This window comes from Pseudomonas sp. CFBP2511, assembly GCF_030209255.1.
Taxonomy (GTDB): domain Bacteria; phylum Pseudomonadota; class Gammaproteobacteria; order Pseudomonadales; family Pseudomonadaceae; genus Aquipseudomonas; species Aquipseudomonas avellanae.
On sequence record NZ_JARVSI010000015.1, the window covers coordinates 440,000 to 459,784 of the forward strand.

Annotated in this window: 16 protein-coding genes and 1 pseudogene; 5 read left to right on the top strand and 12 right to left on the bottom strand. The window is 59.2% G+C overall.

What is annotated here, in order from left to right; genetic code table 11:
* Positions 1 to 74: 74 nt before the first annotated feature.
* The 3 genes from QRN38_RS13845 to QRN38_RS13855 all read right to left on the bottom strand — a co-directional run bounded on the left by QRN38_RS13845 (position 75) and on the right by QRN38_RS13855 (position 3,049).
* Positions 75 to 1,151 (bottom strand): DUF1615 domain-containing protein, encoded by a 1,077-nt coding sequence (locus tag QRN38_RS13845; protein ID WP_057418817.1) that lies wholly within the window; start codon positions 1,149 to 1,151, stop codon positions 75 to 77.
* A gap of 103 nt (positions 1,152 to 1,254) precedes the next feature.
* Complete coding sequence (gene glsB, locus QRN38_RS13850; protein ID WP_003381839.1) at positions 1,255 to 2,163, bottom strand: glutaminase B; 909 nt, start codon at positions 2,161 to 2,163, stop codon at positions 1,255 to 1,257.
* A gap of 70 nt (positions 2,164 to 2,233) precedes the next feature.
* A complete protein-coding gene (locus tag QRN38_RS13855) occupies positions 2,234 to 3,049 on the bottom strand; it encodes a class II aldolase/adducin family protein (RefSeq protein ID WP_007246688.1) in 816 nt (271 codons plus the stop codon).
* Between the two features lie 232 nt (positions 3,050 to 3,281).
* Here QRN38_RS13855 and QRN38_RS13860 point away from each other — a divergent pair, with 232 nt between their 5' ends.
* Entirely contained in the window at positions 3,282 to 4,319 is a 1,038-nt protein-coding gene (locus QRN38_RS13860; protein WP_122223128.1) for an ABC transporter substrate-binding protein, read from the top strand.
* 158 nt (positions 4,320 to 4,477) lie between these two features.
* On the opposite strand, the gene QRN38_RS13865 is transcribed toward QRN38_RS13860, so the two are convergent.
* The 6 genes and pseudogenes from QRN38_RS13865 to QRN38_RS28290 form a co-directional block, all read right to left on the bottom strand.
* Positions 4,478 to 6,880, bottom strand: coding sequence for a TonB-dependent receptor plug domain-containing protein (locus QRN38_RS13865; RefSeq protein ID WP_057419227.1), 2,403 nt, complete (start codon positions 6,878 to 6,880; stop codon positions 4,478 to 4,480).
* A gap of 282 nt (positions 6,881 to 7,162) precedes the next feature.
* Positions 7,163 to 7,564 (bottom strand): ExbD/TolR family protein, encoded by a 402-nt coding sequence (locus tag QRN38_RS13870; RefSeq protein WP_007246691.1) that lies wholly within the window; start codon positions 7,562 to 7,564, stop codon positions 7,163 to 7,165.
* Position 7,565: 1 nt separating this feature from the next.
* A complete protein-coding gene (locus QRN38_RS13875) occupies positions 7,566 to 8,294 on the bottom strand; it encodes a MotA/TolQ/ExbB proton channel family protein (RefSeq protein ID WP_010203861.1) in 729 nt (242 codons plus the stop codon).
* Positions 8,295 to 8,428: 134 nt separating this feature from the next.
* Complete coding sequence (locus tag QRN38_RS13880; protein WP_057419228.1) at positions 8,429 to 9,241, bottom strand: energy transducer TonB; 813 nt, start codon at positions 9,239 to 9,241, stop codon at positions 8,429 to 8,431.
* Positions 9,242 to 9,518: 277 nt separating this feature from the next.
* Positions 9,519 to 10,283 carry a methyl-accepting chemotaxis protein gene (locus QRN38_RS28285; RefSeq protein ID WP_370464045.1) on the bottom strand — a complete coding sequence of 255 codons (765 nt, stop codon included), beginning with the start codon at positions 10,281 to 10,283 and terminating at the stop codon, positions 9,519 to 9,521.
* A gap of 93 nt (positions 10,284 to 10,376) precedes the next feature.
* Positions 10,377 to 11,408 (bottom strand): annotated as a pseudogene (locus QRN38_RS28290) (HAMP domain-containing protein); the annotation flags it as partial.
* Between the two features lie 280 nt (positions 11,409 to 11,688).
* Between QRN38_RS28290 and QRN38_RS13890 the strand changes: the two are divergent.
* The 3 genes from QRN38_RS13890 to QRN38_RS13900 all read left to right on the top strand — a co-directional run bounded on the left by QRN38_RS13890 (position 11,689) and on the right by QRN38_RS13900 (position 15,145).
* The gene (locus QRN38_RS13890) at positions 11,689 to 12,516 is read left to right on the top strand and encodes an HDOD domain-containing protein (RefSeq protein ID WP_057419229.1); all 828 of its coding nucleotides are present in this window, start codon (positions 11,689 to 11,691) and stop codon (positions 12,514 to 12,516) included.
* Between the two features lie 176 nt (positions 12,517 to 12,692).
* Positions 12,693 to 14,681 (top strand): DNA topoisomerase III, encoded by a 1,989-nt coding sequence (locus QRN38_RS13895; protein WP_057419230.1) that lies wholly within the window; start codon positions 12,693 to 12,695, stop codon positions 14,679 to 14,681.
* A 65-nt stretch (positions 14,682 to 14,746) separates the two neighbouring features.
* Positions 14,747 to 15,145, top strand: coding sequence for a RidA family protein (locus QRN38_RS13900; protein WP_003381829.1), 399 nt, complete (start codon positions 14,747 to 14,749; stop codon positions 15,143 to 15,145).
* An 8-nt stretch (positions 15,146 to 15,153) separates the two neighbouring features.
* On the opposite strand, the gene QRN38_RS13905 is transcribed toward QRN38_RS13900, so the two are convergent.
* Both QRN38_RS13905 and QRN38_RS13910 read right to left on the bottom strand, forming a co-directional pair.
* The gene (locus tag QRN38_RS13905) at positions 15,154 to 15,465 is read right to left on the bottom strand and encodes a DUF6482 family protein (protein WP_057419231.1); all 312 of its coding nucleotides are present in this window, start codon (positions 15,463 to 15,465) and stop codon (positions 15,154 to 15,156) included.
* Positions 15,466 to 15,573: 108 nt separating this feature from the next.
* Positions 15,574 to 17,370 (bottom strand): methyl-accepting chemotaxis protein, encoded by a 1,797-nt coding sequence (locus QRN38_RS13910; protein WP_057419232.1) that lies wholly within the window; start codon positions 17,368 to 17,370, stop codon positions 15,574 to 15,576.
* A gap of 151 nt (positions 17,371 to 17,521) precedes the next feature.
* Between QRN38_RS13910 and QRN38_RS13915 the strand changes: the two genes are divergently transcribed.
* Entirely contained in the window at positions 17,522 to 18,472 is a 951-nt protein-coding gene (locus tag QRN38_RS13915) for a DNA/RNA non-specific endonuclease (RefSeq protein ID WP_024666681.1), read from the top strand.
* Positions 18,473 to 18,864: 392 nt separating this feature from the next.
* Here QRN38_RS13915 and QRN38_RS13920 read toward each other — a convergent pair whose 3' ends face one another.
* On the bottom strand, positions 18,865 to 19,785 hold the full coding sequence (locus tag QRN38_RS13920) for a substrate-binding domain-containing protein (RefSeq protein WP_054091005.1): 921 nt from the start codon (positions 19,783 to 19,785) through the stop codon (positions 18,865 to 18,867).

Consider the following 19,785-nt stretch of genomic DNA (forward strand, 5'->3'; position numbering starts at 1 on the left):
CCCTCAAAATCGGACGCAGAGCGTCCGGTCTTGATAATGCAGCGCGACGCAGATGTGTGATCGCTTTTCCGGGCTCAAGCTCCCTTCGGCGCGCGCAGCACGCAGCGTTCGCGGCGGTCGTCCACGCGTTCGGCGAACCAGGCGGTGGTCAGGTTGCGGGTGATTTTCGGGCTTTTCAGGGTAATGCCCGGCAGGATGGCTCTTGGCAAGGGCTTGCCCGCGGCCCGGTCCGCCAGCGCGAACACCTTGCTGTAGAGGTCCGTCTCCTCGAATTCCAGGGTATCGCCCTGCTTGAGCTGGTTCCAGATCTGCGACTTGTTCATGCCCAACCGGTCACTCAGGGTACGCACGGCAAGCTCAGTGGAACCGGGTGAGGTGGAGTCGAAACGGATCAGGTCGCCATCGAGCGCCAGTTCTATGCCGGTCGCGCGGCTGACCGCATTCTGAAATGCTGCATTGCGGCTGGCGTACCAGCCCGCATTGAAGTCGGCGAAGCGATACAGCGACTGGGTGTAGCTCACCGGGTAACCGAGCAAGTGGGCCACGCCGAAATACATACCGCCACGACGAGTGAACACCTCGCGCCGAATAGAACCATCAACCGCGTATGGATAATCCTCGGCGTGCTTTTCAGCAAAGGCGATGCTGACCTGCATCGGGCCGCCGGTCTTGACCGGGTTGAAGTTGCCGAACAACGCCTCGCCCAGCGGCACCATGCCGATGAAGTCATCAAAAATGGCGCTGAGGTCTTTTTCGGTATGAGCCGAATCGAGCCGCTTGCCGTAGGTCTTGCCATCCGGCGAGCGCACGCGCAGCGCGGTAGCGATCAAGGCATTGGGGATATGCAGCCGCGCGGCGCGCCGGTCGATTTCGGCACGCGCGATGCGGCCCATGTTCGGCACGGCCGGATCAACCTGAAAGGTCGACTCCTGCTCGGTCACGGCCAGCACCGAACACAGGTTTTCAGTGCTCAGCGGAATTTTCTGCGCGGCAAACGCGGCCTGGATATCCGTCGCCCAGGCCTGTCGATCCGTGACAGTGGCAGGTATCAGCCGCACGATCTTCGCGCGCGCCTGTTCCGGGCTCAGCTCAGGTTCCTGAACACGCTGGGTGCCGCAACCGGCCAGCACCAACAGCCCGGCGCTCAGCATGAGCGATTTGCATAGCCTTCTATTCAATCCATGACTCCTGGCAGATTCGCGCTTCAACGCACTGTTCACTTCAGAAGACGTTTTACCTTAAAAGGCTTTTACTTCAAAAAACCGACCAGTCGACCCTCGCGCTGAGTTTTTCCAGCGCAGCCATACCGACAAGGGAATTGCCCGCTGCGTTCAACGCAGGAGACCACACACAGACCGAAGCGCGCTCCGGCACAATCGCCACAATCCCGCCGCCAACTCCGCTCTTGCCGGGCAGACCGACGCGATAAGCAAAGTTGCCGGCTTCGTCGTAAAGACCGCTGGTGGCCATGATCGAATTGACCTGAGTGGCCTGGCGTGCGGTGAGGATCTGCACGCCACTGTGGGCGCAAAAACCCTGATTGGCCAGAAAACCGAACGCTTTCGCCAGATCGATGCAATTCATGCTCAGCGCACAATGGTGAAAATAGCTGCGCAACACGTCTTCTACATCGCCGTGGAAATTGTCGAAGGATTTCATCAGATAAGCCGCCGCCGCGTTGCGCGAACGGTGCTGGTATTCGGATTCGGCCACCTTGGAATCGGAAGTGATCGAGCGGTTGCCGCACAGGCGACGCACGAAATCGCGCATCGACAACGACGGGGCGGCAAAACGCGCCTGATTGATGTCGCAGATCACCAGTGCACCGGCATTGATGAACGGGTTGCGCGGCCTGCCCTGCTCGAACTCCAGCTGCACCAGCGAGTTGAACGGCTGGCCGGATGGCTCGTGGCCAAGGCGCTGCCAGATGTCCTCGCCGGAATGGCCGATGGCCTGCACCAGGCTGAATACCTTGGAAATGCTTTGAATCGAAAACAGCGTCTCGGCGTCACCGGCGCTGAACACCTGGCCGTCGTTGCCATATACCGCGATGCCCAACTGATCAGGCCGCACCCCGCCCAGCGCCGGAATGTAATCGGCCACCTTGCCCTGACCGAGCAAGGGTCTTACTTCATCGAGGATTTCGTTCAGCAGGTCGTGCATGTGTGCGCCCCTTGTTTTGGGTGCGCACACTACACCAACCCTCGGCGCCTCGCATCACTGCATTGCAGGCTCACTCCCTGTAATCGGTGCCGCTGCGCTCCAGCTCGCGAATCAATGCATTCCAGTGCCGTGCAACCCCCGGCCCATGCCCGTCCTTGATGACCTTGGCCTGCTCTTCAACCCTGGCGATGACTTCCTGCGGAGGGAACACCAGTTCGTCATTACCCGCCGACTGCGCGGCGATCTGAATGTTGCAGGCGTACTCCAGAGCATGAAGCTGCTGAAAGGCATGTTCGACGCTCACGCCACCGGTCAGTAACCCGTGGTTACGCAGGATCATCACGCTCTTGTCACCCAGATCGGCGACCAGCCGTTCGCGCTCGCTCAAGTCCAGCGCAATACCTTCGTAGCCGTGATAGGCCACGCGCCCGGAAAAGGCAATCGAGTGCTGGGAAATCGGCAGCAGCCCGCCTTTCTGCGCCGACACCGCAATACCGTCGCGGGTGTGGGTGTGCAACACCGCTTGCAGGTCATGACGTGCCGCGTGAATGGCGCTGTGGATCACGTAACCGGCGTAGTTGATGCCCAATCCGGTCGGGTCATCGACAATCGTGCCGTCGATATCGACCTTGACCAGATTGGACGCTGTGATTTCATCGAACAGCAGGCCGAAGGCGTTGATCAGAAAGTGCTCGTCCGGCCCCGGCACCCGCGCCGAGAAATGCGTGTAGATGTGATCGGTCCAGCGCTTGAGCGCCGCCAGACGATACGCCGCCGCCAGCTTGACCCGGACCTCCCATTCCTGTGGCGACACCCGATCGCGCACACTGCCGCCACCTGACGGCGTGGTCTCTGGCTGGATCGGCAAAGCGCTGACGTTGCTCATGGTATTGCTCCTGAAAGACTGCAAACGATCAACAAGACTAGGCGCATCACAAATCAATTAAAAATTACATTTACTTCTAAGCTAATTATAAAAAAAAAGAATATTAGAAAGCGTGACTCTGGTGGCAAGGCTGTCTGAATATGCGAGCTATGTTTATGCTATAAAGTTATTTAAAAAATATTTTATATAGCAATATGCTGCAAAAAATCTCATTTACGTGTTGGAGCTGCGCATGTCAAAAACCGTCCTGTTTCTTCCCCGCTTGAGTCGCCTGGCAGCCGCCATCGGTCTGGGTGCCGCACTGTTGACTGGCTCGCTGATCGCCCCTGCCAGCGCACAGGCTGAAGGCGAAATTCGCATTGCCGAGCAGTTCGGTATCGTCTACCTGCTACTCAACGTGGTGCGCGATCAACAACTGATCGAGAAGCACGGCAAGCAAGACGGTCTGGAGATCAAGGTGGACTGGACTCAGTTGTCCGGTGGCTCGGCGGTCAACGATGCGCTGCTGTCAGGCTCCATCGACATTGCCGGTGCCGGTGTTGGCCCGTTGCTGACCATCTGGGACCGTACCCATGGCAAACAGAACGTCAAGGCGGTCGCTTCGCTGGGTAACTTCCCGTATTACCTGGTGAGCAATAACCCCAACGTCAAAACCATTGCCGACTTCACCGAAAAGGACCGCATCGCCGTACCGGCAGTCAGTGTTTCAGTGCAGTCACGCTACCTGCAATTCGCCGCTGCCAGACTCTGGGGCGACAAGGAATACGCACGGCTGGACAAGTACACTCTGAGCCTGCCCTACCCTGACGCCGCCGCCAGCCTGATTGCGGGCGGGACCGAGCTGACCGGGCACTTTTCCAATCCGCCGTATCAGGATCAGGAACTGAAAAACCCTAACGTGCATGTCGTACTCAATACCTATGACCTGTTAGGCCCGAACTCGCCCACGGTGCTGTTCGCCACCGAGAAATTCCGTAACGAGAATCCGAAGACCTACAAGGCATTCATTGAAGCGCTGAGCGAAGCCGAAGCCTTCGTCAACAAGGACATTGGTGCAGCAGCCGATACCTACCTGCGCGTCACCAAAGCGAAGATTGATCGCGCCGAGCTGCTCAAGATCATTGACCAGCCGGAGTTCCAGTTCACCATCACGCCGAAGAACACCTACCCCTTGGCCGAGTTCCTGTACCGCGTGGGCGCGATCAAGAACAAGCCAGCGTCGTGGAAGGATTACTTCTTTCAGGATGCCACGCCGTTGCAGGGCAGTTGAGCTAGCGCACTTATCCTCATACGCAACAGTCGTTCAGCGTATAGACAAGTCCAGATGACGGGCTTCTGCCCGGTCCGCTCCCACGGCCTTCGGCCAGAATCAAGAGCGGACTTGTGTATAACGCGAAGCATTGGGACGACAATCAGCGGCCAATCAAATTACCAGTTATACGTCACCTTCCCGTAGTAAAACGCCCCGCTGTACCCGTAAGGCGAGAAGGTGCTGTAGGCCAGGTTGCCGCCGCTGGACGAGAAGTCGTTGAGTTTCTCGGGGTACTTGTCGGTGACGTTGTCGCCGCCCAGTGTGAAGACCCAGTTCTTGAGTTTGTAGTCGGCAGCGAGGTCCAGCAACCAGGCAGCGCTGAAGGTCTGGTCGTTGACTTTGTCGGCCTGGTAGCTGGTGAACTCGCCGTAGCGCACCAGATTGGAGTGCAGCGCCCAGTTGCCGAACGTGAGGTCGTTACCCAGCGTCAGTTTATGCTGAGGTGTGGTGTCGCCGAGCAGACCGATACGTTCCCTGCGGTCCACCCGAACCAGGTTCACGCCCAACTGATTGAGGACCGCCGGGTTGTCTTTCACATCCGTGACTTTGGTGTGGTTGTAGTTGTAGCCCACCGTGCTGTTCCAGCGCACGCCGTTGTCGAACTGGTAGCGATAATTGGCCACCAGATCCACGCCGTCGGTGCTGGTATCGGTGGCGTTGGTGAAGTAACGCGCGCTGGTGTAGTTGATATCGCCCACGCCATTGGCGCGCAGGTAGTTGATCGCGGTGTTGTTGAGCACCAGGTTGGACGACAGCGAGATGCGGTCCTGAATGTCGATGCGGTAGACGTCGGCCGTCACGGTCAGGCTATCCAGCGGTTGCAGTACCAGGCCCAGGCTGTAGTTGCGCGACTTTTCGGGTTTCAGGTCTTCTGCGCCCAACAACTGCGCAACGTTGCTGCCGGCCGGGAACGTACCCGCTTCCTGAATGGTGCTGCCGATCAACTGTGACGAGGTAAACGTGAAGTTCTGCTGGGCCAGCGATGGCGCACGGAAGCCCGTCGATACGCTGCCACGCAGGGCCACCTGCGGGGTGAAATCGTAGCGGGCCGAGAGCGAGCCACTGACGTTGGAGCCGAAATCGCTGTAGCCCTCATGGCGAACGGCGGCCGACACACCCAGTTTTTCGGTCAGGTTGGTCTCAACGTCCAGATACTGGGCGAAGTTGTGTCGCGAGTAACTGCCCGCATCGGCAGCGCGAAAGCCACCCAGCCCGGAACTGCCGGTCTGGAAATACGACTCCGCCTGCCCCGCCTCGATCTGATAACCCTGACGCAGGTATTCCGCACCAAAGGCGACCGACACCGGATAAGGCAGCCACGTTGCGTTGAACTCCCGCGACAGGTCCAGGCTCAGCTGTTTCTGGTCGTTGGTCAGCGTGCCGTTATCGAACGAGCGCGGCGTGTTCAGGCCCAGTGACGTGTTGATGGTTTTGGTGCGCAGCTCATAAGAATTTTTGCCATAGTTGGCAGACAGGTCGTAATGCCAGTCATCCGCCAGCTCACCGCGCAAGCCGGTGACAAACGTGGTGTCTTCCAGCGTGCCGTGAATCAGCGGCAAATAACCGTTTGGATAAATCGCCGCAATGTTGTTCGAGGCATTGCTCGGTCGATAGAACGCAGCCGTTTCGCCGCGGCGCTTGCTGTAGCCCCCGAAGCTGTAGAATTCCGCCGCATCGTTGAAGCTGTATTCGGCGTTGTACTGCAGTTTGCCTTCGTGGGTTTCCGGCTCGCCCTGACGGAATACCTGCTGACCATACGTGGTAGAGCCGATGCTCGATGCGCGCAAATCATCGCCCGCGCGGTTGGTGTAGTCGTTGTTGGCGCCTTCACCCGAGAGGTTCAGCGTACCGTTGTCGCCCAGCGCAAAACCGGTATTGCCGGAGACCTGACGCTGGATACCGTCGCCCTTCTTGTACTGGCCGTATTTGCTTGAAATCGAACCGCCGTGATCAGCGCTCTTGAGGATGATGTTGATCACCCCGGCAATCGCATCCGACCCGTAGCGCGCCGAAGCACCGTCGCGCAGTACTTCGATGTGGTCGATGGCCGACAGCGGAATAGCGTTGAGATCGGCAGGTGCCGAGCCGCGTCCGACCGCGCCACCCAGGTTGACGAAGGCCGACGTGTGGCGGCGCTTGCCGTTGACCAGCACCAGCACTTGATCCGGCGACAGGCCGCGAAGTTGCGCCGGACGGGTCAGCTCCGCACCGTCCACCAGGCTTGGCCTCGGAAAGTTGATCGACGGAATCAAGCGCGCCAGCACGGTGCCCAGTTCGCTGGAGCCGGAACTGCGCAGGCTATCACCGGAGATCACGTCGATGGGCGACAGCGACGCACTGGCGGTACGCTCCTGCGCGCGGGTGCCGGTGACAATTACCGTGCCCAGCGTGGACGCGCCCTGATTGTTTTGTTCATCTGTTGTTTCTGCGGCGTAAGCGTTTGCGCTGATACCGGCGACACTCAGCAAATTGGCTGAAAAAATCGCCGTGGCCAGCACGTTGCGTTTGAAGTTCCCCATACCACTACCCCTTGAAAATCCCTGATCCAGAAACGTGCGTTCTGGTTACAACGAGCGATCCGTGCGGCGGACGGTGGCGATCATTACAGTGTTTGATTGATAGTCCGGTGGCCCGATGCTTTATAGCTTAATGACATTGATCGAAAGTTTTAAATATCATTAATGCATAAGCATCTACATTTGTGTCACGCTGGAAACATCCTTGAAAAACACCCAAAAAAAGGCCGCACCTGCCTGAGGATGCGGCCCAAAACGGTTGAAACTGTATGAGGGAAAGGCCGGTTATTTAGCGGTGATCACCGACAGTTTGGTAATCCCGGCACGCTCGATGGAGGCCATTGCCCGCGCCACTTCGCCGTAGTTCACGCCATTGTCGGCCTGCAACTGCACGCGCACCTCCGGGGCCTTTTCCCTGGCGGCCTTGAGATTGGTTTCCAGTAAGTCCGGCTGGATTTCATCCTTGTTGATGAACAGCTTGCCCTGCCCGTCGATACTCACCACCAGCGGGTCTTTCTGCTCTACCGGTGCAACCGATTCGGTCTTGGGCAGGTTGATCGGAATCGAGTTGGTCAGCAGCGGCGCGGTGACAATGAACACCACCAGCAGCACCAGCATCACGTCCACCAGCGGTGTGACGTTGATCTCGCTCAGCACTTCATCGGTGTCTTGCGTGGAAAAAGCCATCTCAGGACGCCTCCTTCACTTTCTGCGCGGCCTGCCCGGCGCCAGCGCCGGACTTGAGGACCGGATGAAGCAGCACGCGGAACGCACTCTTCTGCGCCAGGCTGTAGAAGTCGTGGGCAAAGTCATCCAGGTCGGCAGCGGTCAGTTTCAAACGACGCAGAAAGTAGTTGTAGACCAGCACCGCAGGCACCGCGACGGCAATACCGACGCCGGTTGCCACCAGCGCCGCACCAATCGGGCCGGCGACGGTTTCAAGGCTCGCAGAGCCTGCAGCGCTGATCCCCTTGAGAGCCGACATGATGCCCCAGACCGTCCCGAACAGACCGATGAAGGGCGACGTGCTGCCAATACTCGCAAGAATTGCCAGACCGGTTTCCAGCGAACGGCGCTCACGGACGATCTGTTGGCGCAGGGCACGTTCAAGACGGTCCTGATGATTGATCGACTGGCTGAGGTCGTTGGCCTGCGCGCCGTCCGGCACCTGAATGGCCGCATAACCGGCGAGCGCGACGCGGGCAGCAGCGCCCGGTTGCTCCTGGGCCAATTGCGCGGCGGAATCCAGGCTCGATGCAGCCCAGAATTGCTTATGGAACTTGCGGTCCTGGGCTTTCAAGCGGGAGAACTGCACGCCCTTGAGCAACGCAAGACCCCAGGTGGCAACGGAGAAAATCACCAGCAGCCAGATGACCGCGTGTTCGATGGATTCAAAAGGCGAAGCAAGTAGGTTCATGGCGCAGCTCTCTTTATGAACGAAGTCTGAACAAGGCATTGGGTGTGTCGCGATGCGCCTTTGGTTCAGGTAGCTCGCCGGGTCAATCGAATGTCGTGGTTGCTGGAACTTGAAACGTTATTTGATCTTGAAAGCTATTTGATCTTGAAATCAATCGGCACGCTGACCCAGCCATCCTGGGCGACGTCGCCCTGTTTGGCGGGTACGAAACTCCAGCGTTTCACCGCGGCCAGCGCTGCGTCATCCAGTTGATCGCGGCCACTGCTTTTCTGTATCTGAATCTCGCCGGGCTTGCCGCTGGCCAGTACATGGACGCGCAACAGCACGGTGCCTTCCCAGCCGCGACGCATGGCCAGCGACGGATATTCCGGTGCCGGATTGCGCAGGTAGCCCGCGCTGGCCGAGGCCGGGGTCACCGGTTTCGGCGCAGGTGGCGCGGGCGCAGCAACGGGTGGCGCAGGCACAGGTGGCGCCGGTGGTTGCTCTACCGGCTTGGCGACAGGCTTGACCACCGGCTTAGGCGGCTGCGGCTTGGGTTTGGGAATCGGTTTGGGCGGTGGCGGCTTGACGGCCAACTCGTCCTCGACAGGAGGCGGCGGCTCGACCACCGGCTGTACAACCGGCTCTGGCGGTGGCGGCGGAGTTTCCACCACAGGTGGCGCGGGCTGAGAGAACTCGATGGTCATCGGCGGGATTTCCGGCGGCACGACCGGCAGTGCAGGCGTCGGGTTCTGGCTCAGCCAGTAAACGACCGCGCCGTGGAACACCAGCGCCAGCGCACCGAGCAGAATGGCTTCGCGCCGCCCGAGGATCGGTTTGGGGGTGCTGTGCAACCTCGACAACGCCAAAGGCCCACGGAAAGGACGCCCCAGATCGACCAGGTCGCCACCTGGCGTCTGGCGCCAGAGCACATCATGTGCGCTGGCTGCGGTCTGGACATTGCCCATTGATACACTCCTGCATTTTCATGATAAAAATCCAGGTTCTGTTGGTATCAGTCACCTTTCCAAAGTTGATGTGGCAAGGCAATGATGGCTGAAGGAGGCTTGTTCCTGAAAAGAATATTTGGTTCGCTGGTTAGATCGATAGTGAATATACCAGACGGGTACGGACGCAATGAGAAAGTGTGCGCAAGAATAATAGCGTGCCCACGGACGTGGGCACGCAGTTCTGGATGCTCTGCGTCCGACCTTGACTACGCAGGTCGGCGCAGGGGCAGCAGGATCAGATCCGGAAGCTGCCGACCAGTTGTTGCAGACGAGCTGCTTGTTCTTCCAGGGAGTTGCAGGCTTCCAGAGTCTGGCGCAGGTTGTCGACGCCCTGTTGGTTGAGGGTGTTGATGTGGGTGATGTCGACGTTGATCGACTCAACCACCGAGGTCTGTTCCTCTGTTGCAGCCGCCACAGACTGGTTCATGCCGTTGATCTCTTCGATACGGCGGGTCACGCTGCCCAGACGCTCGCCGGCCAGGTTGGCGATGCCCACGCTGTCCTCGCTCTGACGCTGGCTTTCAGTCATGTTGACCACCGCTTCACGAGCGCCGACCTGTAACTCTTCAATCATCTTTTGCACTTGTTGCGCCGAGTCCTGAGTGCGGTGTGCCAGGTTGCGCACCTCGTCAGCCACCACGGCGAAACCGCGACCCGCCTCACCGGCGCGTGCGGCCTCAATAGCAGCGTTAAGCGCCAACAGATTGGTTTGCTGGGAAATGCTGGTGATCACTTCGAGAATCTGCCCGATGTTAGCAGTCTTGCCATTCAGGCTCTCGATGTTCACACACGACTCGCTGATCTTGCCGGACAGCTCGTTCATCGCCTTGATGGTCTGCTGCACCACGCCCTGGCCGTCGCTGGCCAGCCCGCTGGCATCGCTGGACTGTTGCGAGGTGCGTGCCGCGTTCTGGGCGATTTCCTGTGCGGCGGCACCCAGTTCGTTGATTGCAGCGGCCACGCTTTCGGTGCGATTGGCCTGCTGGTCGGAGTTGCTCATCGAGGCGTTGGAGACCTTGACCACGCGCGTGGCGACTTCGCCCAGTTGCGCTGCGGTGGAGGCCACTTCGCGAATCGAGGTGTGAATACGCTCGACAAAGTGGTTGAACGACTCTGCCAATGCGCCGAACTCATCGTGCGAAGTGATGGCCAGACGCTTGGTCAGATCGCCCTCACCGTCAGCAATATCGCGCATCGCACGGCCCATCTGGTGCAGCGGCTGCATCAGCACACGGATCAACAGGCCCAGCAGCAAAATGATCACCATCACCACAACGACCATTGCCGTGATGGCCGAGGTGCGGAACTCGGTGAGCATGGCGTAGGCAGAATCCTGCTCCAGCACCAGCGCCACGTACCAGTTGGCGGTCGCCACGCCCTGAACCGGCGTGAACGAGATGATCTCGGGCTGTTTGCCAGAATCGATTTCAGTCACGCCCGTGGCGATTTTCGGTGTGTTTACCGGGTAGGCTTCATTGATGTTCTTGAGCACCAGCTTGCTGTCCGGATGCACCAGAATCTTGCCTTCGGCGCTGACCAGAAACGCATAACCGTGACCATCGAAGTTCAGCGAGTTGATGATTTTGGAAACGCTGTCCAGCGAGATGTCAGCACCGGCGACACCGGCAAGCTGGTTCTGAATCTTGACCGGCGTGGCAATGGTCATGACCAGTTTGCCGGACGACGCTGCAATATACGGTTCGGTAACGATGGTGCCCGGCGCATTTTGTGCGGCCTTGTACCAGCCCCGTGCACGCGGGTCGTAATCTGCAGGGCGATTACCGGCCGGCACCGAAAACATCACGCCTTCGGTGCTGCCAAAATAACTGAGCTGGAAGTTGTCGCTGTACGTTGGCAGGCCAATGGCACGCTGCAACTGCGGCAGCTCCTTGCCGTCCACGGCGACTTGCTGGGACATCGATTGCAGCAACTGAATGCGGCTTTCCAGCCATGTCTGAATGTTCTGCGTGGTCAATGTACCCAGTTGTTGCAGCTCCGACTTGACACTGGATTTGAGCGACTGACGTTGTCGATAGTCATTGATGACAATAAATACGCTGAACGCAACAACCACGATAAGCGCGGCGGCCAGAAGGATTTTCTTGCTGAAGCCCAGATTTTTCATAGCGCTAACTTCCACGGCAAAAACCAATAGGGACGATCTTTGAATCGTCGATCAAACTTCACAACTTTGCCGTCTTTTCCACGCAACAGAATCCACAACGGATCGAGTGCCAAAAATTTTCAAGCATGCTTGTCTGTCGTATCGGCCGGCATCGCCAAGTCCTTGATTATTTTTTTTCGGCACGTGAGACCCGCCTCCCACAATCAGCGGCAAAACGTGCAGAGCACTGAAAACTGACTATCTTTGAAGTCATCCCCGCCCTGCAGAGGATGGCTTTGCCATGCTGAGTATCGAAAAGCTTTTTGACGATTTGCACAGTCTCCCGAGTATTCCAAAGGTGGCTCAGGACCTGATGCTGCAGTTTGATAACCCCTCCTCCAACCTCGAAAGCATCGCCCGCAATATCGAGAAAGACCCGGTGATCGCGGCCAAGGTGCTGCGTTTGGCCAACTCGGCAAGGTTTCGCGGCTCACGGGACTCCTCAAGTATCGAAGACGCCGCCATGCGTCTGGGCTTCAACACCTCGCGCACCCTGGTCATGGCCTCGGCAGTGACGGGTGCGTTCAAAGCCGGGCCGAGTTTCGATCTCAAGGGGTTCTGGCTGAAAAGCTTTCAGGTTGCCGGGATCTGCCGAATGCTGGCCAAACAGACCGGTGTCGACCCGGAAATTGCCTTCACCTGCGGGGTCATGCACAACATTGGCGAACTGTTGATCCAGACCGGCGCCCCGGATGTTGCCGAGCGCCTGAACAACGCAGCCAAGGCCGGCACGCCGGGGCGTGCAGCCAATGAAACGCTGCAACTGGGTTTCGGCTACCCGCAAGTGGGTGCCGAGTTGGCCCACCGCTGGCATTTGCCGCAGGTAATCCAGCAAGCCATCGCCTATCAGGCCAAGCCGCTGGAGGCGCCAGACGACGCACCGTTGCCGCGTATCGTGGCGCAGGCCGTGATCATCTCGGATGCGCTGGAAACTAATGGCGGTGCCACGCCCGACGCGCAAAAAGCTTCAGACGGCCCGCTGATGGAAGGCATCGACCTGAACGCACTGTTTGCCGGGCTGCCCGCCGTGCTGGAAGCCGACAAGGCGTTTTCGGAACTGCTGAGCTGAACCCACGTCACTGGCTCGTAAACGCTCTCTTCAAACAACGGCGCTGCACTGTTCGGAACCACCGGCATGACAGCGCCAAAACGCCTTTATCTGTATATCCATACAGATAAAACTTGCCCCTCGTTCGTTCAACGTCCATCCTTGCCGCCTCACACCGGTAATCGACGACGGTAGTCATGCGGCTGTTTCTTTGCGAAAAACCTTCCCAGGCCAAGGACATTGCGGCTGCGCTTGGCGCAACCCGCCGTGGCGATGGCTGCTGGGTCGGTGCCAGCGCAACCGTCACCTGGTGCATCGGCCATTTGCTCGAAACCGCTCCGCCCGATGCCTACGATGCGCGCTACAAACGCTGGGTGCTGGAAGACCTGCCCATCGTGCCCGAGAAGTGGAAGATGCTGGTCAAACCCAGAACGGCCAGCCAGTTCAAGGCCGTCAAGCGGTTGCTGGGCGAAGCGAACGAGCTGGTAATCGCCACCGACGCTGACCGTGAAGGCGAAATGATCGCCCGCGAACTGGTCGAGCATTGCCGCTATCGCGGACCGATTCAGCGTTTGTGGCTGTCGGCGCTGGATGACGCCTCCATTCGCAAGGCGCTGGCAGCGCTCAAGCCCGGCGCCGACACCTTCAGCCTGTATCACTCGGCATTGGGCCGGTCCCGCGCAGACTGGCTGATCGGCATGAACATGAGTCGTCTGTTCACGTTGTTGGGTCGCCAATCGGGCTACCAGGGCGTATTGCCAGTCGGCCGCGTGCAAACCCCGACCCTGCGCCTGGTAGTGGACCGGGATCGCAGCATCGCAGATTTCGTGCCCGCGCCCTTCTGGGCCATCGACGTCAAACTGCGGCACGACAATCAGGCGTTCATCGCTCAATGGCGCGCTCCGTCGGACGCCTGTGACGATCAGGATCGCTGCCTGAATCAGCCACTTGCGCAACAGGCTGCCGACGACATGCGCCATGCTGCCAGCGCACGGCTGGTCAAGCTGCGCACCGAGCGGATGCGCGAAGCCGCCCCCTTGCCTTTCGACCTCGGCACCCTGCAGGAAATATGCTCGAAAAAACTCGGCCTCGGCGCGCAGGAAACCCTTGATATCGCCCAGTCGCTGTATGAAACCCACAAGGTCATCACGTATCCGCGCAGCGATTGCGGCTACCTGCCGAACAGTCAGCATGGCGAAGCGGCGGGTATCATCACTGCGCTGGGCAAGGCCGATCCCGCGCTGGCCGGCCTGCTGCCGCACCTAGATCCGCAACGCCGCTCCCGCGCCTGGAACGACGCAAAAGTCACTGCTCACCACGGCATTATCCCCACCGCGGCGGTGCGCGGCGTCGAGCGCCTGATCGGCAAGCCGCGCGCGGTCTACACCCTGATCAGGGCGCGCTATCTGGCGCAGTTTCTGCCCAACCACGAATATGACCGCACCCAGGCTGACTTCGACTGCGCAGGCCAGGCGCTGCGAGCGGTGGGCAAACAGATCGTCGAGCCCGGCTGGAAACGCGCCATGCCCGAAGCCCTGGCCCCGGCCAAAGGTCGCGAAGCGCCTGCGCCGCAGCCCTTGCCTGCGTTGTTTCAGGGCTGCGAATGCGCCGTCGCCGACGTCATCCTCAAAGATCTCTGGACCCAGCCATCCAAGCCCTTCACCGAAGGCGACCTGATCAAGGCCATGAAAAACGTCGCCAAGCTGGTAGAAGACCCGCTGCTCAAGCAAAAACTCAAGGACACCACCGGCATCGGCACCGAAGCCACTCGAGCGGGGATCATTCAGGGGCTGCTGGACCGCGGCTATCTGACCAAACAAGGCAAGGCGTTGTGCGCCACGCCGGCAGCCTTCAGCCTGATCGACGCCGTCCCGCGCGCTATTGCCGACCCCGGCACCACGGCCATATGGGAGCAGGCACTGGACATGGTCCAGAGCGGCGAAATGAGCCTTGAAGAGTTCGTCGCCAAGCAGGCAGCGTGGATGAGCAAGCAGGTCAGCCGCTGTGTCGGCATGCGCATGACCATCAGCGGCCCGGCCAGCCCGGCAGGCGTTGCGCCGCCGTGGAAGAAAAAACGCAAGACCGCCAAGCGCGGGGCTGCGACCTCGACCAAGGCAGCGAACGCTGCCACAGGCACCGCAGCGAAAAAGCCTCGGCGCGCCGCCAAACCGACGGTCAAGGGCTGAGCGGCAGGATGATTCCCAATCAGCTTGAGCTCTACACATTCAGACGTTACAAACAGGTGTTACACATGTCAGATCGCGAAATCATCGTCCCACCTACCCTGCAGTCAATCATGGACCGCGCCGGTTACGCACCGGCAGTCAGGGTGGGTGACACGCTGTACTGTGCCGGCCAGGTAGGACGCACCCGGGACATGGAAGTCATCCTCAACCCGGAGGCACAGTTCATTGCCTGTTGGGAGAACCTGCGCACGGTGCTGGCCGAAGGCGGCTGCACGTTCGACGATATCGTTGACATGACCACCTATCACGTTGCCATGAGCGAACATATGCCGGTGTTCCGCGACGTGAAGAATCGCATCTTCCCGCGCGGTCAGTGTGCCTGGACCTGCATCGGCGTTGCGGAGCTGGCACACCCCGGCCTGTTGCTTGAAATCAAATGCATCGCGGTCAGGCGCAACGCCTGACACCGCGATCAAAGGCTGGAGCGCAGCGGTATTTCATGGCGTGATGATTCAGGCTGAACACTGTCGAGGCCAACCATCTCGTCATGCGCCACCGCCTGGGTCATGAACAGTTTTACGTCAGGCACCGCCGAAAGCACCTTGCGCGCCTCTTCCAGCGAAGCAACGTGCAGGGGCTCGCCGGTCGAACCCTGTACCGGCACAAACTTGCCTTCCACCAGTGCGTGGAGCACGTAGGAACCGCCTTCCATGGAGATCAGATCGAGTTCATCAACCTTCTTGTCCTTTACGTGTTTTGTCAGGTCTTGAATGTTCAAAGTCACACCTCCGTGGGCGTTCTGGAAGTCAGCGCCTTGTAGAAGTTGAGCCTTGAGATGGCCGAACGTTCCTTCGTATTACAAGCCTGCGTTCTGGCTCAACCAACGTTCGTACTATTTGCCCAACAGCAGCGCCGCATCGAAACCCATCCGCAAGTTGCCCCAGTGGCGTCCTTCAAAGAAAAACGGCACGTCGATTTCGGTCATGATCTCGCCGGTGTCACGCAAGTAGGTCTGTAGCAGGAAGCGTTGTTTGTTACTGGCGGCACGCAAACCTATGGGGTCGGAGAACATCCGTTTGTTGCGGCACACGGGCAGGTCGATGGCGCGGTCGCCGGTCGGCTTCAGTGACACCCAACTGTTGTTGACCGGGCAATAACCTTTGCTGTCGACGATAAACGTGACCTTGCCGCCCCGCGTGCCTTTGGTCAGCTTGTCGCATTCTTCCTGGCAGATCTGCGCGAAACGGTCGGTGTAGCTGGTCGTGTATTGTTTGGGGTCGGTGCCGGGAATCAGCTTGTAGCTCTGATCGAACAGGTTGACGCCTTGTTTGTGCAGTTCCGCCAGGCGTACCTGCAAAATATCCCGGCACTGGCTGGCGCGAGTGATCGCAGCGTCCAGTTCGCCATGCCCAAGCACGAAACGCCCCAGCAGGGCCTGAACCTGCTCGGCGACACCGGACAGGTCACGGGTTGCGGTCGCGGAGTGCTGCATGCGCTGATCGATCGCCTGGCTGTCGGAGTAGATGCGCGTTACCCGCTCGTTGATGCCGGTGTTGGTCATCGCAAATTGCTGGATATGCGTGGCAATGTCGGCCAGCTTGTCATTGGTCGACTCGAAATCACCGATCATGCTCTCGAAATGGCCGGATGCACGCTCTACCACCCGTTGGGTTTCCCGAGCGCTGTGGCTGATCTGGATGGTCTGTTCGTGAGTGGAACTGACTTCCTGAAGCATCGCATCGATGTTCCGGGAAATATCGTCAGTCGCTTTACTGACGTTCTGCGCCAGGGTGCGCACCTCGTCCGCCACTACGGCAAACCCGCGCCCGCTCTCCCCGGCTCGCGCCGCTTCGATGGCGGCATTGAGCGCCAGCAGGTTGGTTTGCGAAGAAATCTGCTGGATCAGCCCGACGATGGATTTGATGCTCGATGAACGCTCGTTCAACCCCGACACCAGCGTACCGAACTCATTGAGGTTGCTGGATATCTGACTGATGTTACCGGTCACTTCCAGCAGTTCGGCGTACGAGTCGCGTGCCATGCTCAGGTTCTGCGCAGTGGTGCTGGAGATACCCTGAGTCTGTTGCGAAACATCTTCGATGCTGCCCACGGCCATGTTGCTCTGGTCCATGACTTCCCTGGCAAAACGCGCCTGATCGGTGGCGCTGTCACTGGAATCACTGATGTTTTTCAGCGAGCGTGCCGATTCGACTGCGATCTGCACAGTCAGCCCCTGAATACTGCTGATGACCTCGCGCTGCTTGGCCAGAAAGCGATTGCAGGTGCTGGCCAGCACGCGAATTTCGTCGTGGGTCAGCAAGGGCAGGTCTCGGGACAGATCGCCCTCGCCACTGGCGACCTCTTCGAGAGCACGCGTCATGAACATGACAGGGCGCACGATCAGATGGCGGAAATACCAGACCATGAAGCTGACCATGGCCAGCGTAAACAGCGTGCTTAGCAGGATGGCGTTGCTGAGGACATCAAGCCGGCCCTGAATCTGGCCCAGCGCGGCGGCGTCCAGTGATGAGCCGTGTAATTGCAGCATGATGTCGGCGCGAATGTTCAAGGCCACCCAGTAAAGCAGAGCGCTGACCAGCACCAGCAGAAAAAGGCTTGAGAGCTTTTTGGTCAGTGTGTCGAAGAACTGCTTTTCGACTGACTCGTATAAGGCCTTTAACGTTTGCATGCAGCGCTCCTGGGGTGGAAGGTTGTTCCCTTGCGATGGTTAACGCCCGTCGAGGCCAAAGCTTTAGCGCATGTGTCTGGCCTGACGTCGACCTGTAACGCGTCTATGGTCAACTGTAACAAAACTCACGCCCACTGCAGGAGCAATCACCGTGCCTGACAAGAAACTCAAAATCGACCTTGCCTACCGCCCCCGCCTCGCCGACCTCAAGCCTTTAAACGTGCCGGCCGCATTGCTTGCGCAGCAACCACAGACACTGGCTGCACCACGTACCACCCCTGCGAGCGAACTGAAAAAGCGTCAGGGTTACGCCGAAAACTTCCTCGGCGATTTCGTGGTGCCCTGGCCTGCGGTCGACGCCGAGCTGGCAGCCGATGTCTATCCGCTGGACAACACCGGCAATCGCCTTGATTACACGCACTTTTCCATCACCATGTCGCGCAGTCGACGCCTGGCGCTGTACGTCGGCGTCAATATCGATGGCGCCAGCAGTGTTGAGGTCAAGCGGGGCAAGGATGCGTGGTCTTTCGACGGTAGATTGCCCGCCGAGGCGCAAATCGGTGAAAGCGTCTACGCCGACAACTTGCTGGATCGCGGCCATCTGGTCAGGCGCCAAGACCCCAACTGGGGCAAGGAAGCCGAAGTGGCCAACAGCGACACGTTTCATTTCACCAACTGTTCGCCGCAGATGGCGGCGTTCAATCAAAAAACCTGGCTGGAGCTTGAGGATTACATTCTCGACAACACCCGTCGCTGGAAATCCCGGGTAACGGTGTTCAGCGGGCCGGTGCTGCGCGACGACGACCGCAGTTACCGGAACATCAGGGTGCCCTCGGCATTCTGGAAGGTCGTGGCGTTTGTCGGCGACGACGGTAAGCCTTCGGCCAGCGCCTACATGATCGACCAGAGCCGCGAGCTGGGTCAGTTGGACATCATGTTCGGCCAGCTCAAAACCTGGCAACGCAGCGTCTTGCAGATCGAGCAGCTCACCGGCATACATTTCGGAGCGCTGGCTGGCTACGACGGTTTCTCCAACGAAGAACGCCTGACCGGCACGCGAATCGAAGCACGGATACGCGGGCCGCAGGATATTCGCGTCTAGGGCACTGCCTACGCCGACGAGCCCGAAGAGCGGGGCTTTTGTCGAAGCGCCAAATAACGTGCTTCTGCCCGGAGGGCGTGGGAGCGTACCGGGCGACGCTTCGCTTGTTCGCGAAGGCTATGTTTCGGGCGGTAGAGCATTTGTGAATGTACAGACCTATTCGCTTGCCCGCGATGGGTTGCGAAGCGGCCCTGGAACATGCCACCTCGGCTGTGTCTGGTAAACCGAGACGGCCGTTTTTGCTGCCGGTTCCCGGCAGTTCGCGGACAAGCGAAGCGTCGCCCGTCCGCTTCAACAAACACTGATCTAAAAAGCGCTTTTACATCCGGTGAATACAAGCAAGGCATGGCATTGTGCAACAGTCACAAGCCAGAAACGTCTTCCACTCAACCTTACTCGAATTCCTGCCGGTTCTCCGGGGTAATGAGTCTGAACGGCACCCAAATCACCGGGGATGCCAGTGTTTCGCCACGCGCCATACTCAGTGCCGCATCAACCGCGCCGTTGGCTTGGCCGACGGCGTCCTGAAACACGCTCACGGCCATCTTGCCTTCGGCCATCAGCTTCAGTCCGTCCGGGGTGCCGTCGATGCCGCCCACCAGATAGTCCTTGGCATTCTTGCCAGCCTTCTCCAGACCCATGATCGCGCCAATGGCCATTTCGTCGTTGTTGGCGGCGACGATCGAGAAGTCCACTCCCTGCTTGACCCAATCAACCAGGATGGTCGCGGCCTGGCTGCGCTCCCAATTGCCGATTTTCTTCTGCACCACCTTCATGTTCGGGTACTTGGCGACGACCTTCTCCACGTCCTCGGTGCGCATGACCGACGACTTGTTGCTCGGGTCGCCGACCAGAATCACTACATTGCCCTTGTAATTCGCACGGCGAGCGAGCTCTTCCATTTGCAGGGTGCCGGACTCCAGCTCATCGGAGCCAACAAATGCAGTCTGCGCGGGCCATTTGGCAGGGTCAGGATTGCGGTTGACGAACACCAGCGGGACCTTGGCCTCGCTGGCCAGGCGCATCATCTCCGGCGCACTCTTGCCATTGACCATCGCGACAACAATCGCGTCGACTTTCGAGCTGACCAGGTTGCGGAACTGACGCATCTGCAACTCGACATCGTCCTGGCCGTTTTCCATGAAAATGTCGGCGTCCATCACGGCCACTTGCTTCTCCACGCCGTGGCGCAGGATGGTCTGGAAGTTGTCGTTATATTTGGCCATGCCCACACCAATCAAGGGTGTGCTGGCGTGCGCAAGGCCTGTAAACAGCAGGCTGGCGCCCAGAGAAATCGATAACCATTGCTTCAT